The organism is Macrococcoides bohemicum, assembly GCF_003259675.1.
GTDB lineage: Bacteria > Bacillota > Bacilli > Staphylococcales > Staphylococcaceae > Macrococcoides > Macrococcoides bohemicum.
In genome coordinates this window covers 41,747-57,427 of record NZ_PZJG01000006.1, presented here as the reverse complement: position 1 = coordinate 57,427, position 15,681 = coordinate 41,747, and the positions used below count along the sequence as shown (strand labels likewise).

General features: G+C 36.3%; 18 protein-coding genes. 6 read left to right on the top strand and 12 right to left on the bottom strand.

The window, feature by feature from the left end; genetic code table 11:
* Nucleotide 1: 1 nt before the first annotated feature.
* From BHX94_RS09740 to BHX94_RS09730, 3 genes are read right to left on the bottom strand one after another with little or no spacing between them, the layout of a single operon-like run.
* A complete protein-coding gene (locus BHX94_RS09740) occupies nt 2-478 on the bottom strand; it encodes a DinB family protein (protein ID WP_096075857.1) in 477 nt (158 codons plus the stop codon).
* Complete coding sequence (locus BHX94_RS09735) at nt 471-2,543, bottom strand: HelD family protein (protein WP_111746269.1); 2,073 nt, start codon at nt 2,541-2,543, stop codon at nt 471-473. The genes BHX94_RS09740 and BHX94_RS09735 overlap by 8 nt, the downstream gene beginning before the upstream one ends.
* Complete coding sequence (locus BHX94_RS09730) at nt 2,540-3,049, bottom strand: hypothetical protein (protein ID WP_111746267.1); 510 nt, start codon at nt 3,047-3,049, stop codon at nt 2,540-2,542. Before BHX94_RS09730 ends, BHX94_RS09735 begins: the two co-directional genes overlap by 4 nt.
* Before the next feature lie 72 nt (nt 3,050-3,121).
* Between BHX94_RS09730 and BHX94_RS09725 the strand changes: the two genes are divergently transcribed.
* Nucleotides 3,122-3,553 (top strand): DinB family protein, encoded by a 432-nt coding sequence (locus tag BHX94_RS09725; protein WP_111746265.1) that lies wholly within the window; start codon nt 3,122-3,124, stop codon nt 3,551-3,553.
* Between the two features lie 31 nt (nt 3,554-3,584).
* Here the strand turns inward: BHX94_RS09725 and BHX94_RS09720 are convergent, their stop codons facing one another.
* The 4 genes from BHX94_RS09720 to BHX94_RS09705 all read right to left on the bottom strand — a co-directional run bounded on the left by BHX94_RS09720 (nt 3,585) and on the right by BHX94_RS09705 (nt 7,791).
* The gene (locus tag BHX94_RS09720; protein ID WP_111746262.1) at nt 3,585-4,700 is read right to left on the bottom strand and encodes an FAD-dependent monooxygenase; all 1,116 of its coding nucleotides are present in this window, start codon (nt 4,698-4,700) and stop codon (nt 3,585-3,587) included.
* A 15-nt stretch (nt 4,701-4,715) separates the two neighbouring features.
* Nucleotides 4,716-5,330 (bottom strand): cyclase family protein, encoded by a 615-nt coding sequence (locus tag BHX94_RS09715; RefSeq protein WP_111746260.1) that lies wholly within the window; start codon nt 5,328-5,330, stop codon nt 4,716-4,718.
* 84 nt (nt 5,331-5,414) lie between these two features.
* Nucleotides 5,415-7,493 carry a heavy metal translocating P-type ATPase gene (locus BHX94_RS09710; RefSeq protein ID WP_146606920.1) on the bottom strand — a complete coding sequence of 693 codons (2,079 nt, stop codon included), beginning with the start codon at nt 7,491-7,493 and terminating at the stop codon, nt 5,415-5,417.
* Nucleotides 7,486-7,791, bottom strand: coding sequence for an ArsR/SmtB family transcription factor (locus BHX94_RS09705; protein ID WP_242446685.1), 306 nt, complete (start codon nt 7,789-7,791; stop codon nt 7,486-7,488). The genes BHX94_RS09710 and BHX94_RS09705 overlap by 8 nt, the downstream gene beginning before the upstream one ends.
* A gap of 225 nt (nt 7,792-8,016) precedes the next feature.
* On the opposite strand from BHX94_RS09705, the gene BHX94_RS09700 reads away from it, so the two are divergent.
* Nucleotides 8,017-8,250, top strand: coding sequence for a hypothetical protein (locus BHX94_RS09700; RefSeq protein ID WP_096075849.1), 234 nt, complete (start codon nt 8,017-8,019; stop codon nt 8,248-8,250).
* Nucleotides 8,251-8,300: 50 nt separating this feature from the next.
* Here the strand turns inward: BHX94_RS09700 and BHX94_RS09695 are convergent, their stop codons facing one another.
* Nucleotides 8,301-8,945 (bottom strand): metallophosphoesterase family protein, encoded by a 645-nt coding sequence (locus tag BHX94_RS09695; protein WP_170120821.1) that lies wholly within the window; start codon nt 8,943-8,945, stop codon nt 8,301-8,303.
* 201 nt (nt 8,946-9,146) lie between these two features.
* Between BHX94_RS09695 and BHX94_RS09690 the strand changes: the two genes are divergently transcribed.
* The gene (locus BHX94_RS09690) at nt 9,147-10,475 is read left to right on the top strand and encodes a TrkH family potassium uptake protein (RefSeq protein WP_111746252.1); all 1,329 of its coding nucleotides are present in this window, start codon (nt 9,147-9,149) and stop codon (nt 10,473-10,475) included.
* Nucleotides 10,476-10,513: 38 nt separating this feature from the next.
* On the opposite strand, the gene BHX94_RS09685 is transcribed toward BHX94_RS09690, so the two are convergent.
* Both BHX94_RS09685 and BHX94_RS09680 read right to left on the bottom strand, forming a co-directional pair.
* A complete protein-coding gene (locus BHX94_RS09685; protein ID WP_111746250.1) occupies nt 10,514-10,765 on the bottom strand; it encodes a hypothetical protein in 252 nt (83 codons plus the stop codon).
* Between the two features lie 118 nt (nt 10,766-10,883).
* Nucleotides 10,884-12,284, bottom strand: coding sequence for a dihydrolipoyl dehydrogenase family protein (locus BHX94_RS09680; protein WP_111746248.1), 1,401 nt, complete (start codon nt 12,282-12,284; stop codon nt 10,884-10,886).
* 413 nt (nt 12,285-12,697) lie between these two features.
* Between BHX94_RS09680 and BHX94_RS09675 the strand changes: the two genes are divergently transcribed.
* Complete coding sequence (locus BHX94_RS09675; protein ID WP_111746246.1) at nt 12,698-12,919, top strand: hypothetical protein; 222 nt, start codon at nt 12,698-12,700, stop codon at nt 12,917-12,919.
* Nucleotides 12,897-13,733 carry a hypothetical protein gene (locus BHX94_RS09670; protein ID WP_111746244.1) on the top strand — a complete coding sequence of 279 codons (837 nt, stop codon included), beginning with the start codon at nt 12,897-12,899 and terminating at the stop codon, nt 13,731-13,733. The genes BHX94_RS09675 and BHX94_RS09670 overlap by 23 nt, the downstream gene beginning before the upstream one ends.
* 69 nt (nt 13,734-13,802) lie before the next feature.
* On the opposite strand, the gene BHX94_RS09665 is transcribed toward BHX94_RS09670, so the two are convergent.
* On the bottom strand, nt 13,803-14,225 hold the full coding sequence (locus BHX94_RS09665) for a hypothetical protein (protein ID WP_096075839.1): 423 nt from the start codon (nt 14,223-14,225) through the stop codon (nt 13,803-13,805).
* Between the two features lie 35 nt (nt 14,226-14,260).
* Complete coding sequence (locus BHX94_RS09660; protein WP_111746242.1) at nt 14,261-14,800, bottom strand: hypothetical protein; 540 nt, start codon at nt 14,798-14,800, stop codon at nt 14,261-14,263.
* 105 nt (nt 14,801-14,905) lie between these two features.
* On the opposite strand from BHX94_RS09660, the gene BHX94_RS09655 reads away from it, so the two are divergent.
* Nucleotides 14,906-15,658 carry a GNAT family N-acetyltransferase gene (locus tag BHX94_RS09655; RefSeq protein WP_111746240.1) on the top strand — a complete coding sequence of 251 codons (753 nt, stop codon included), beginning with the start codon at nt 14,906-14,908 and terminating at the stop codon, nt 15,656-15,658.
* Nucleotides 15,659-15,681: the final 23 nt, after the last annotated feature.

Below are 15,681 nucleotides of genomic sequence, written 5' to 3'. Positions count from 1 at the left end.
TTTATTCAAATAAATTACTTAATCCTTCATCATCACCAAATTGTCTAACCGCACTATACAACTGTGCTCTATGATGTGTTAAATGCGTCAAAATAACGAGTAACCAGTCTAAATATGTTTGACGTGTCTGCCAATATGTCATTTTCATATTAAGCATTTCATCTTCTTCAAGCTGATTATAAAAATCATGAAGCATATTCATGCTGAGTTCAAGTCTCGCTTCAAAAACCTCTATTGATGTCACTTCTTTTTGCCAGTAGTGATAATAATCATCCATTTCAGACTTCTCTGCACCTTTGATAAGCATTACATCAGCTTCAGGTATCAATGCAATATGTGTTAGCAATTCAAAGCAAGTTCTGCCACCCGGATAGATTTCCTGTTCTAACATAAATATATCTACTTTGTTTGCAAGCATTTTTATACTTTCTACCTGAAATTCAATTTGCCTAAATATCGGTTCTATAATACTAATCATTGATATCACCTACCAAATAAAGATGACGTGTCGCTCTACTGGCGATTGTATACAAAAGTAACTGATCTTGTTCCCGATCATACTGATTAAACCCGACAATAAATACATGCGAGAATTCAAACCCTTTGGCCATATAATTCGGCATGATAACTTTTCCTTTAGTGAATGTATATTGATCGTGCGTTAATAAAGTACATCCCTTTAAAGTCTGGGCTATCTTATTAGCATGTCGAACATCACGTGCGATAATGGCGACACTTTCAGATTGCAATGCTTCTACAGTATTAACAAACGCTTCGTAATCTAGTTCTAATACATCTTCGCCTTGAACACCTAAAGACTCTGTATCATTGTTACCTATCAAACCTTTCGTAAATTCAGTAATTTGAACTGTAGAGCGATAAGATTTTGTTAAATGAATGACATTGATGTCATCTGGTAATTTAAATGTCACTGCAGGATGTACAATTTGATTACTATCGCCGAGCATCGTCTTTCGTGCATTGGGATAGACCGCACTAATTGCAGCTAATTGGACGACTGAATAATCCTGCACCTCATCAATAATGATGTGCTGCATCATACTTTCTCTGTGCAATCCCTTTATCTTAACTGATAAATATAGCAATGGCGCTATATCTTCATAATATATTTGTTTGTTTCTAAATTGATTGAGTGTTGCTTCGTATGCTTTCTGTTCTATCGACTTTAATATATTGAGATAAATACGTTCAATATTGATAAACTGAATATCTTTAATATATTGTTTCAGCACTTTATATTGCTTTGTCTTTTCACGTTTAGCACGCTTCTCAAGTTCTTCATCTGTACCGATATATCGCGTTACTTTCTTTAATGCTTTCGTTCTGTCTTTTATCGCTTGCTGTAAATGTTCCTCGTAAATCGGCTCTAATTCTACCTGAATTTTTTTAAGTCGTGCATCAATCGGAGATTCACCAAATTTATCATAAAATAAATAAGATAGATGCTCTTTCGTTACAAAAGGTGTGCCTCCAATTGTTAATATATTAAATTTAATATTTTTCACTGCAATCGATGCAATCTTTTGTTCCATCTTTTGTAGCAGTAACTTACTATTTTTAATTTTAAATAACGCTCGTTCGTGATCATCTGCATGACGCATGCGCTCGATATTTTGAAATAACGATTCGACATGAAAGTGACGACGATTCATTTTATCTTTTAACCTGAAAAAGCTCGTCGCATTAATCGGTGCTTCTCCTAACTCCGGTAATACATCAGATATATAATCGCCGAACATCTCATTGGGTGTAATAAACAGCATATGTTCTGCTGTCATTTTATTTCTATGTAAATATAGAAGGTAGGCAATACGCTGCATTGCAATCGATGTTTTACCTGATCCTGGTGGTCCTAATACTAAAATATCATGATTTGAAGTCATACGTATAATTGCATTCTGATCCTGCTGAATCGTTGTAACGATAGATTTCATCTTATCTTTTGCACTATCAACGAGCAGATGCTGCAGTGCATCATCACCAATATATATTTCTGAATCGAAAACATCTAACAGACGCCCTTGTTCAATAACAATCTGTATACGTGACAACACATCTACGACTTGTGTACCGACAGACGGCACATTATAGCTTACTTCACCAAGTTGGTTCTCATAATATGTACTGGCAATCGGTGTTCTCCAGTCATAGATTATGAGATCTCCTGTTGAAGGATCCTTCAGACTATTTAATCCGATATAAAACTTTTCTGTTTCATGCTCGTCATCTTTTAAAGTGACAGCACCAAAATAAGGACGATTTTTCATCTTATTAAACTGCTGTGTGACCTTATTTCGGTTAACCTGAATTTCTTCTTGTAATTTTAAAGAAGGTAGTACTTGCGAATATTCAATCTGCGCATCATCAGAAATTTCTGTACCGAGCTCTTCAAAGGCAAAGCGGCGTTCTTCGATGAGTTCAGTCGTAGATTTTGTGAGCTCTCCGGTTAATTTATTCTGAATGATATCAATTAAAGCATGCACTGCTGTTAAATATTTCGTTTCACTCTGTTTTAAGTTCAATCTCTAACCTCCTCGTACATGACGCGATTTAAGTGCGAACGCCTCAATCTTTTATGTTTAAGCAGTGCCCCAAATTCTCGCGGCGTTAAATAGGATAATCGAATATGAAAATAATTGATGTATTCAACAATCACAAAGCAAAGTAATAAAGCACTTAACAATAAATATCGTTCACTTGTCATAAACCCATAGAAAAATATCATACTACAAATCATGATGAGTATAATAGATACACGCTTAAATAAAATGAACAAATGCTGCTGCTTAATCGTCATATGCATCTTACCACGCTTCTTTACTACGTCATGCATCAGTTTCCAGAAATGCGCACCAATAGCAAGGATAAAACATAACGTTATGAGCGGAAAAGCAATATGGAGGCTACGTGCTATTTCCTGATACTCATGATTGAAACAACAGTACAACCAGATGAGAAAGAACATTACACTTGAAAATCCTTCACCCGTGTATAAACTTTTTAATTCTTTAATCAATGAATTTTGCATTGTTTCTCCTTTTTATGTCATAAATATATGCTTTCAGGGTATAAGTAACTATCAAACTGTGAGGTGAACTGAATGAACAATAGTAATCAAATTTATACAGAAGTCAAATCTTCAAGAGATGAATTGCTCAGCCAAATCCAAAAACTAAGCGCGTCACAATTTAACTATAATTTCGGATCAAAGTTTAAAAGTATCAAATACAACTTACTCCAAATCGCTTATGCATATCATGAAGGCTTAGATCAACATAAAGACCAGATTGGTGATTACGCGCTATTTAAAGAAAAAGGTCACACATTAAATTTTCATGATGTAGAAAATTATTTCGATAACATTGATTATGCAATCGAACAAAATCCAGTACATCCTAACGATGTGATGCCACTTATCTTCAATGAATATGAGTTACGTGGTAAAATTCGTTTCTTAATGACTTTCTTTGAAGTGCTTGATAACACTCTGGATCAGGAAATTCAAAATTTAAAAGTGACTAGACTTAATTAAAAAAGCTCATGATGAGCTTTTTTATTTTGTATTAATTAATATGACGATGACTTAAGAAGAATGTTTGTTTCTCTAAAAATGATAAAGGTACTAATTTCAACGCTTTGTTTCTTGCTTTAATAAGTGTTTTATTTTCTAGTTGTGCTGATTTACCGATTTGACGTGATTTTAAAATCACCTTTTTCGTGTGATTTACACTTAATTTATCATATGCTTTTAATGCATCATCTATCGGGTACTTCTTGAGTTGATTCGCCAGACATACCGCATCTTCCATAGCGAGTGATGCGCCCTGTCCCATATTAGGTGTTGTTGCATGTGCTGCGTCCCCTAACAATACGACGCGGCCTTTATAAAATGTCTTCAATGGATTGATATCATAAATATCATGTTGAATAGGATCTCCGACAGTCTTTTCAAGCGTTTCTAACACAGCATCAGGGAATGATTTAAAGTATTGCAACAGTTTCTTCTTATTATAATTTCTAAATTCTGTATCTCTTTCTTCGGCATTCATACAGCAGAACCAATACACTTGATTATCTTTCAGTGGTACGATACCAAACCTACCTGTATCTCCCCAATACTCAAGCGCAACTTTATGATCAACAGATACTGCCTTACTCGTTCCTCTAAAACACGTGTAACCTTGATAGATTGCTTCACTATCTTTAAACATCTGTCGTCTAATGTTAGAATGTACGCCATCAGCTGCGATAATTAAATCATACTGATATTTGGCACCATCCTGTAATGTTAAAGCTGGATTATTAAAGTCTTTAATACCTACAACATCTTTTATTAAATGGATATCGGCATCATTATGCTGCAATAAAATATCATGTAGTTGCTCACGCTGAATCGTTATATTTTCTTCTTCTGATAATGATAATATAAGTGTATTTAATAGCTCATCGTTATCTGTTCTAAACTGACATTCAATTAACGGGTTTCCCGCTGCACGAATATCTTCGTCTATTCCATACTGTTTCAAAGCACGTATAGCATTACCCCCAACACCTAAACCAACACCGAGCTGTTTCAATACATGGCGCTTTTCTAATATATCCACCTCATGTCCGGCAGACTTTAGAGCAATTGCAGCAGTTAAACCGCCAATACCTGCCCCGATAATACCGATGCGCATGTAACTCACCTCATCTTATAATTTCTTTTTTACAACTGCACGAATTGGACTGGCATCAGCTTCTATCTTAAGTGGCAACCCGATAAAATCATAATACCCTACTCTCACTTTATTTAATTCTAAATTTTCTATAATCAATATTTGATTTTCTAAACATGCTTTGTGTGCATCGAGCGTTTCATTATCTACAGTATCTATACTTGGCATATCCGTGCCAATCACTTCAACACCAAGGTCTCCCAGATAATGAATGGCAGCACTTTCAAAGGTCATAAAGTCTCCTAAAAATACACTTTGTTCTTTGCTGTATACTGACTTAAACAATACAATTGGCTTATCAATCACAAAGTCCTCTAATAATTTCTGAGTAACAATTTCCTCATCGATTAATTCAATCACCTGCGCTTCACCGATTAAGCGATTAATATCAATCTCATCAATCGTTACGCCTTCATGGTCATAGTGAAAAGGTGCATCTAAATGTGTACCAGTATGTAAACTCATTTTAATACTGCCTACGTTGGCACCAGTTTGACCTTCTAACTGACTATCCATCTGATACACAAAAGGCTGATCCCCTGGCCATGTTGCTATACCCTGCTTTAATGTCTGAGAAATATCAATCCACATAAAAACCCCTCACCTTCAACTGTCTGCTTTACTTACATTATAACGTAGGCACGGCCTTTTTACAGTTTTATGGTGAGGGATGCATTATTTATGTTTCAGTAATCTTAAACTGTTTAAAGTAACGAGTAATGTAGCACCCATATCAGCAAATATCGCTATCCATAACGTTAACCAGCCTGGAATAACGAGTAATATCACAATTAATTTAAGTCCCAAAGCAAACCCGATATTTTGTTTGATGATATTTAATGTACGCTTGCTCAGGCGAATCACTTTCGGTAAATCGCTTAAATCATCCTTCATAAATGTAATATCAGCAGTCTCAATTGCAGTATCAGTTGCTGCACCGCCCATTGAGAATCCTACGTCTGCCTGTGCGAGTGCCGGTGCGTCATTCACACCATCACCAACCATGGCAATGTGACTTCCTTTTCGCTGATAGTCTTTAATTAATTTCAACTTATCTTCAGGTAATAACTCTGAGTGCACGCGTGTGATAGATAAAGTATTTCCAATTGCATCGGCTACAGCTTTATTATCACCCGTGAGCATCAGTGTCTCTATTCCTTCTTTATTCAACCTGCGCACGACATCTTTTGATTCATCGCGAAGTGTATCCTGAATAAAGAAGACAGCTATTATACGCTCTTCTGTACCGAACAATACTTTTGTTGCGCCACTTCTATTAGTTTCAGCAAGTTTCTGTGCATCAGTCTCATTTACATTAAAGAATTTCGGTTGTCCGATACGATATTTTTTATCTTTATAACTACCTTGTACCCCTTTAGCAGTAACAACTTCATAATCTGTTAACTCGACTGTTTCACAATTTGTCAAACTGTTCACGATTGCTTTACTTAATGGATGTCCGGCATCTTTTTCAAGGGTATAGATAACATTTTTTTCGTCTTGCGTTAGTACTGTGAAATCAACACGTTCAACAACAACAGGCTCTCCTTTAGTTAATGTGCCTGTCTTATCAAAAGCAATCGTATCGATATGACCTGCGTTCTCTAAATGAATACCACCTTTTATTAAAATACCACGACGTGCAGCACTACCAATTGCGGTAACGATAGCAACCGGTGTTGAGACAACAAGCGCACAAGGACAACCTACAACGAGTACTGATAAACCTTGGTAAAGATAATGTTTGAAGTCACCACCAAATAATGGTGGGATTACGATTACAAGCAATGCTATGAGCATAATGAGCGGTGTATAGTATTTCGCAAACTTATCTACAAATTTCTGTGTCGGTGCTTTCTCACTTTGCGCTTCTTCCACAAGATGAATCATCTTCGCAAGCTTTGTTTCATGGCTGCGTTTAGTAACTCGCACTTCTAACTGTCCAGACTCATTCAGTGTTCCTGAGTATACTTCGTCATCCATTCCCTTTGTAACAGGGATACTTTCGCCTGTAATACTTGCCTGATTGACATTGCTCTGACCATTTATTACTATGCCATCAATCGGTACTTTCTTACCTGGCAGTATTCTCACGACGTCATCAATCATTAAATCATCTACAGCAACTTCTACGTATTCATTACCAATTCGTTTTAATGCCATGTCAGGTGTCAGATCAATCAGACTCTGAATACTGTCACGTGATTTCTCCATCGCGTATCCTTCAAGCGCTTCACTTATTGCAAATAACAGAACGACCATGGCACCTTCCTGTACTTCGCCAATTAACATCGCACCAATAATTGCAATGGTCATTAAGACGTTCATATTAAAGTTTAATTTGAACAGTTGTTTCATACCTTCAATAAACAATGAATAACCACCGATTGCAATCGCTGCGATAAAGATTACTTTCGTATACAGACTATCTTCACCAACATTAAAACCTGTGATTAAGCCCGCAATAAACAGAATTAAAGCAATGGCAAACGGTAAATGCGCTTTATTCTTATAAAACGGAACTTTCTTTGTACGTTTTACATTCGCCGGACGTACTTTAATATGATCAAATTTCCCCGCCGCTTCTAACTGTTCAACAGTGACGTCACCCGTTACATTCAATTTCGCAGCCCCAAAATTTAAATCCACTGTATCTACACCAGGAATCGCTTCAATATTTTTCACAAATTTTGCTGCACAGTTCGTACAGCTCAAACCTTCCAGACGATATGTTTCCTCTTTCTCCTTACTCATCAGATTCACCCCCATGCGCTAATGCTGTACGGATCAATGTCTTAATATGATCATCTTTCAAACGATAGAATGCATTTTTACCTTCTTTTCTAAAATCAAGCACTTTCGTCTGATTTAAATATCTGAGATGGTGACTTGTCGTAGCGACACTCGCATCCAGTATGTTTGCCAGGTCACATACACATAATTCATCTTCGAGCAATAAACTAAAGCAAATTTTCAAACGTTTCTCATCTGCTAAGGCTTTATAAATAACAAGCACTGGATTTAAATCAACTAAATCCTGTTGTGATTTCACACGCTTTACCTTCTCAACATCAAACAAATATAAATCACAAGTATCTTGAGCTATCTACAACACTCCATTCATAATATATCTTACTGTCATTCAAATATTCATTTGAATATAGTATACAACAATGCACTCATCCAAACAATTATTTGAATGAAATGTTTATTAATTTTTAATAAGGGAACATTAATTAATGAATAAATAATATTTTAAAAGGAGCTTTTAATTTAAATGGATGCAGAAAGCAATTATTTAAACATTGAAATTCAATTAGACAACGGTGAAACAGTAAACCATCAGGAGTTCTTTACGACAGATGAAAAGATCGCATTTAATAACTTCATTAAGAAACTTGATTTAAATGAGACAGGCTTTTTACCGATTAACGATGAATCATCAACTTGCTCAATTAATATCGATAAAATCGTAAAAATTACACCAAAAAACGTTAAAAATATGGGCTAACCATTATAAATACTAAAAGAGAGCGGATAAAATATCCGCTCTCTTTCTGTTTAATAATCACTCTTCAATATTTCCTCAATATACGTTCTAACCAATTTACCATTCTTATTAATGACGACTGCAGCAAGCGCATCATGATTCCCTGCTCCGGCATCAATGTTTAACACATTGTATTGTTTTAAATATATCGGCTTCCCGATTTCAGTTGGTGTATGTCCAATGACCTGAAGCTTCTTCATCTTTTTAAGCTTACCGCGGAAACGTAACACACTCCACATACTCTCTGTATGAAACTTTCTAAACCCTAAAAAGTTAACACCCGCATGAGATACATACAGCACACCATTCTCGTAAAACAACGGTAAACCCCGCATCCATCTTGCATCATCTATATGTTTATCACATAAGTCATAATCTTCTATCGTATGCTTATAATTCTCTTTCATGTCTGACTTTGACGTTTCATTAAAAATATACTGCGCCATTTGATACTCGTGATTGCCCTGAATACAAATTGTATTCGGATAATCCTGCTGAAGCTTGCGTACACAGCGGACAACCTCTTTAGAATGTTTTCCTTTATTGATATAATCTCCGACAAAGATCAGCTGCTCATCTTTTGGATTCCAGTGCTTTAGTATGTTCTTTAATGTATTGTAACACCCATGTATATCGCCAACTAAAAAATAGTTCATTATTAACATCCTTAATGTTTGAATTTCTCTTAGTTGATTATAAAGGAGTTTCAAAGCATTCTAAAGTTAAGATTGTGTTAAAAAATATCCCTATAAATTAATTAATAAATATCTTTTCAAAATATTAAAATTTGAATTGTATTTTCTGTAACTATCATGTACGCTATTCTTACTTAATCATTCTAAAAAAGAGGATGCCAAATGGAAAAAAAAAATAAAGTAAGTACAAGAAACCCATATTTAGTTATTATCAGTGCATTCTTAGTCTTTCTTACGATCGGTACTTTATTACTTTATATGCCATTCTCTCAGAAACAACCTACATCATTTGTAGATTGTCTGTTTATTGCTACAAGTGCATTTACTGTTACCGGATTGGCAACAATTGATATAACAGCCAACTTCAATTATATCGGCTATATCATCATTATGATACTTGTACAGGCCGGTGGTCTCGGGATTATTACGTTGGCCATGATCGTATTTATCATGCTCGGTAAGAAGGTAGGATTCAAAGGAAGATCTCTCGCAACCGAAGCCTTAAACCAACAGAATACAGGCGGAATCATACGTCTCGTACTCATACTTTTCTCAGTCAGTTTAATCTTTGAAAGTATCGGTGCATTGTTACTCTGTCTGGAATGGATTCCTCAACTAGGGTTTAAAAGAGGATTATTTCATAGCGTCTTCACTGCTGTCAGTGCGTTTAACAATGCAGGGTTTGCCTTGCATAGCGATAACTTAGTACAATTCAGAACGAATCCAGTCATCAACTTCATCATTACAAGTTTAATCATCATCGGTGGAATCGGGTTTACAGTTATTCTTGATCTATACAAAACAAAGCACTTTAAAAAACTAAGAGTGCATACGAAAGTGATGTTACTCAGTACATTAATTATTAACTTTTGTGCAACACTCATCATCTTTATACTCGAATATGGCAATAAAGCAACGCTTGGTGGGCATTCAACGTTTGATCAGTTCCAAATGGCTTATTTCCAGGCGATCACGACGAGAACAGCAGGATTTAATACGATTGATATCGGTGCTCTAACAACACCAACCATCCTTATTATGATGCTGCTCATGTTTATCGGTGGTGGACCAACATCGACTGCCGGTGGTATTAAATTGACAACAACCGTCGTTATCATATTTGGTACGTTAAGCTTTATTAAACAAAGAGCACATTTAAGTTTATTTAAACGTACGATTGATCCAAGATTTTTATTTAAAAGTTTAGCGATTGCAGTATTGAGCTCAGGATTCTGTTTTACGATTGTCTTCTGTCTCGTGCTGGCAGAACCAAATCTACCGTTCTTACCACTCATGTTTGAAGTTATTTCAGCATTCGGTACAGTCGGTCTGACGATGGGGATTACCGGTAAACTCTCGGTCATCGGTAAACTCCTTATCATCCTGATGATGATGATCGGTAAAGTCGGTGTACTGACAATCGTCCTTACATTCTCTAGACCAAATAAACAACTTTATAGCTATCCAAAAGAAGATATCTTAACAGGATAAAAAAATTCGTAGCCATTAAAGGGCTACGAATTTTTTCTTTAATATACAGTTTGTTTCGGATCTTCTCCGTATTTATTTGGACCATGATTACCACGGATGAAGTTGCAGATAAATAAGAATAACCAAGGCAGTGATAAAAGAAGTGTCAACATCAGCATCTGTGCCAACCCACCCTTATCGGTGAAATCAATCGGTAAAATAGGATAAACGTGGGTGAAAATGAAACTAAGCACAACGTCGACTGTCATGATTACAATCGCGATTAATATACCTAACAATATCTTTTTCATCATCCATCTCCTATAGGCATTTGTTATTTTTACCATTAATTCATATTAGTACTAAATGTCATAAAAAGTCAATATACATTAAAAAAGTGCAAAAGACTAATGTCTTTCGCACTTTATTTTATAAATCAATATCCACGCCCATCATATGCATGCCAAGAAGCTGGATAACACCACTTGATGCACTTGGAAATGCAAATATCATCTTATTTACTTCCCGACCACTCATTTTCTTATTAATAATCAGTGTTAGAATATTGATTAAATCATCTGCTGCACTGCCATAGATTACAGCACCTTTCAATCTATTACGACCATCAAGCACGACTTTCATTTCAGCATCACGTTCATGCTTATACTGAAATTCAAGCTGTTCACCAAATTTAATCGTCTTCACTTTATATCCCGACTTCTTACTCGCCTCTTCTACGGTCATACCAACGTGTGCAATTCGAGGAAGTGAATACACGACATTTGGAATCGCTGGATATTTAATCGGTAATAACTTTAATGCCTTTAGCGGGAATTTCTTCTTGTCTGCATCGCTTCCTAAAATATTTAATGCAATATAGTTCGATTCGAATGTTGCCGTCGGTGTTAATTTCGGTATTTTCTTACTTACCACATCCCCACTGGCATAGATGTTTGGCACAGATGTCTGCATGAACTTGTTGACTTTAATACCTTGCTTATCGTAATCCACACCCACTTGCTCTAATCCGATACCTTCCACATTCGGTACACGCCCTGTTGCATCTACAACGTAATCTGTATATAGTTCAAAGCCTTTGTCGTCAGTGAACTTCAAACCATCCTCTGTCTGTTCAAGCTTATTGACATCAATATTCAGGTGGAATTTCACACCTTCATCTTCCAGCTTCTTGACCAGTTTCTGTACATATGGCTGATGATATTGCTTCAGCACAGTATCAGAATGACCAATCACCGACACTTCACTGCCCATCTTGGCAGCAATTGAAGCGAACTCTATGCTGATATAACCACCGCCCAGGAAGGTGATGCGTTCAGGGAACGTATCCAGCTCCATAAAGTCGGTACTGTTGTGCATAAGTTCCTTACCTTCAATATCTAGTATATGACTACGCTGTCCCGTTGCAAGCACGATGAACTTCCCGTGGTATTCTGTTCCATCAACGCTCACCGTGTGCGCATCTTTCAGCAGCCCTTCACCTTTGATAATATCAATGCCCTGATCTTTGAAGATTTGTTCCAATCCTTCATGCATCGGATTAATCGTCTCGCGTTTATAATCCATTAACTTCGACCAGTTCACTTGAGGGAGCGTATCTACAATATCACCATAATGCTTGAGAGACTCAATCGCTTCAAATGGTCCTTCTAATAAGATTTTAGGATTACACCCATAATTCGTACACGTACCAGCAATCTTATCTTTTTCAATTATCGCTACACGCTTCTTCATCTGGTTCAAGATAAGTGCGCCGTGCCATGCTGCATGACCACTTCCGATATAAATCACATCATAATGTTTATTGTTCATATATTCCCCACCTCAACTTTATATTATTGTTCTCAATCATACTAATATAATAACACTTAAGATTAACTTACAACAAAGATTATGATTTATTATTCAACAATAATACTAGAAACGCTTTATAATATAACCTTCCTCTATCAAAGAACGTCCTAGAGGTTCGCATTCAATCCACATCTTATTCTCACGTGCTATATGGAAAGATGAGTTCCAGTTCGCCGACAAATACTGCTGAACCATAATCCAGCATAAACAACCCCTTATATGACTTGTAATATTCAAAGAATGATTATATATGAGTTCCCTCAATCTTTATAGTATGTATGTTTTAACATAGTACAGAAAGGTATTTGATCTAGATGTCCTTTTAAGATTTATTTGCTAAGATAGAGGGTATAATAATATACAAATAAACGATGCATCTGAATAATAAGATTGGATACAAAGATATCAATATTACGATGCAAAATGCAAAAGGTATGGACGCAAATGACCTGGCAATTATAATGGAGGACTATCATGCAAAGTATGATAATTCGATTAACTACGAAGCTAGTGAACTTAAACACCAAAAGACTTATCCTATATACATATTAATGTTCGAAAGGATGCACTATGACAAATACGTCACGAAATAAACTTATTATTGTATGCTTCAGCTTAATCGTTCTGATTACTCTATTCATTATCGTCACGAATAAAACGACACATGTTGTAACCCACAAAGCAAATAATCCTGAACACTTCACTACGAGTGATGGTACGCAGATTAACTATCTTATCTACCCTGCAACACACGCAAAAGGAACGTTACTCTGGCTACATGGTGACGGGGCAGCAGAATTTTATGAACCTGATACAAAGTATTATCTGGAAGGACCACACGGCATAAAACAGACAGCTGCAGCACATCAATTAACGCTCATTGTACCGAAGACGCCGAGTAAGGACAAGACTTGGTGGACAAACGGGGAGCAGAATAATGAATATCTCGTCGAGCTTATTCACACATTACCAGCTCACGACAACTTATGGATCGGGTCATTCTCGGGAGGTTCTGAAGAAGTGGCATACTGGTTGCTTCATGATTTGAAGAAAGCAGGTGTGAAACGCGGTGGTGCTGTATTATTTGGTGGCGGGGGCTCACCGAAGTCTGAAGGTATTACAGATACATTACCTAAAAGTGACGTCATCCAGGAACCATTCCCATTAACATGGATTGTAGGAGAACATGATGATGGTACTGACAAATACGCGAAAGGCTTTAATACATTAAAGAAAAGTAAGGAAAGTGAGGCTTTCTATCGAAGTCAGGGATGGGATACAAGACGTATCGTGCTGGAAGGTTATGGTCATTTAATTTCTAAAGACGATGAAGGGTTATACGGTAAATATTTAGACGATGTTTTAAATGGTAAGCGTGATGAGATTAAGTCATTACCCAAGAAATAAAAGGCTTAATACAAATAAACGGCACCCTGAACGTTTGACTTAAAATCTAACTTTCGGGGTGCAGTTTATTCACTTAAACATGGATTTCTCTTTTATTTCTTTTATCTCCTGTCTATCAACAATATGCCTCATGTTCGTACCTACCGCTGCACCGAAAATAGCAACGGTAAAATTGAACAACCCTGACGTATCCATATCATTCATCTTGTAATACATATGCAATAACAAAGAGATAATCAACATCACTGCAAGCACTGTATATTCGTACTTCTTCTGTGCTACACGTTGCTCTAACCCTGCCAGTCGATTTCTATGAAGTAACTGCCTGAGTCTCGTTTCGTGAGAAATGATAAAGAATGGTCCAATTAAAACTACTATAAGAAAAGTAAATATAAACGGTTCCTGCTGCACGCCACTATCAATCAATAACCATAATAACATCACTACAATAATTCCATAGATAAGATAATTTAGCCATAGTTTCTTCGTCATATCACGACATCCTTTCTATATGTTTTAATATAACTTCACTGTTCCAACTTTTCGATATCCTCAAAATCATAGTCTTCATACAATTTGTCGCGGTCGGTCGGTTTATTCTTATTGTTCGCAAACCACGGTATTAAAATGATGAGTAATATGCCGACGGTACTCGTACTATGCATAATAACGTTAGAATAATAACTATAGGCATAGATTAAAGGTAAACCTATGCATCCAAGCGCTAAATACACAGCTGGTGACTTCCTTAGAAATCTGAATCGCTTTATCTCTGTAGATAAAGATGATAAATACAAGAATACGAAGAAAAATATAATAGCACTAAAGCGTTTGAACTGATCCAGTGCCTCTAGACGTTCTGCTTCTTTCAGCGACAAATCGTGATAAGGATAACCACTGAATATATCTTTAAATAAATAGATCATGAATAATGCAAGTATAATAAAAGCACAGATTTGCGGAATAAGCATCAGCTTCTTATACAGATGAAATGGCAGTTCTCCTTTAAAGTTAAATAAATTCTTTATAAAATATTGAAATGTTCTCTTGAAATCCTTTTTATCCATGTAGCACCTCTTTTATCATATTAATACCATTTTAATACAATTACTGTAAAATATATAGTGTATATAAAATCATGTATAATAAATAATAAAAAGCGAGGTAATAACATGCTGTCATTTAAAGATACACATAATAGTGCGGACATATTAGAAGAAAGCGCCCGTTATATTCACTATCATACGTCGAGTCAGTTAATTAAGTATTACGCAAACTACTTCGAATATAAAGAGATGCCGACGCTAGAACTATTTAAAGAAGATTTATCATATCAGCGTGATTTTCATATGAAATATCATCAACAACACCTACTATTCATCTTTCCTGACAACGAAGTGATTCCGGAATCAATTGTCGCTTATGCGAAATCACATGGTTGTAACCTAGAGATGATGGAATTGTATGAACTAAAGCATCCGAAACAGTTAAGACGTAACGATGAGGTCGTTTGCGAGGTAGTTACACAGGACGGACCCATATTCGATGACTTCCTAAAGGTCTGTGCAGCTGGAGAAATCGAGTACGGAGAAGACTTTGTAAAGCTGAAAGACGAGACACATAGACGTGATTTGTTAAAGCATAACATACTACAGATTGTCGCATACATAGACAATATGCCTGCAGGTAAGATAGAAGCGATTATAGAAGACGAGACGGTAGAAATCGATGACTTCTACGTGATTGAAACGTATCGTAAACGTGGTATCGGGAGTCGTCTGCAAGAAGCGGTGTATGACTTGGCCCACGGCAAGCAGGTATTCCTTATTGCAGATGGAAACGATACCGCACGCGATATGTATCAGCGACAAGGTTATGAAAAGATAGCTGAACGCTATGAACTGTTGCTGGCGCCAGACAATTAAGCTTCATTCAATAATTAAAGCCG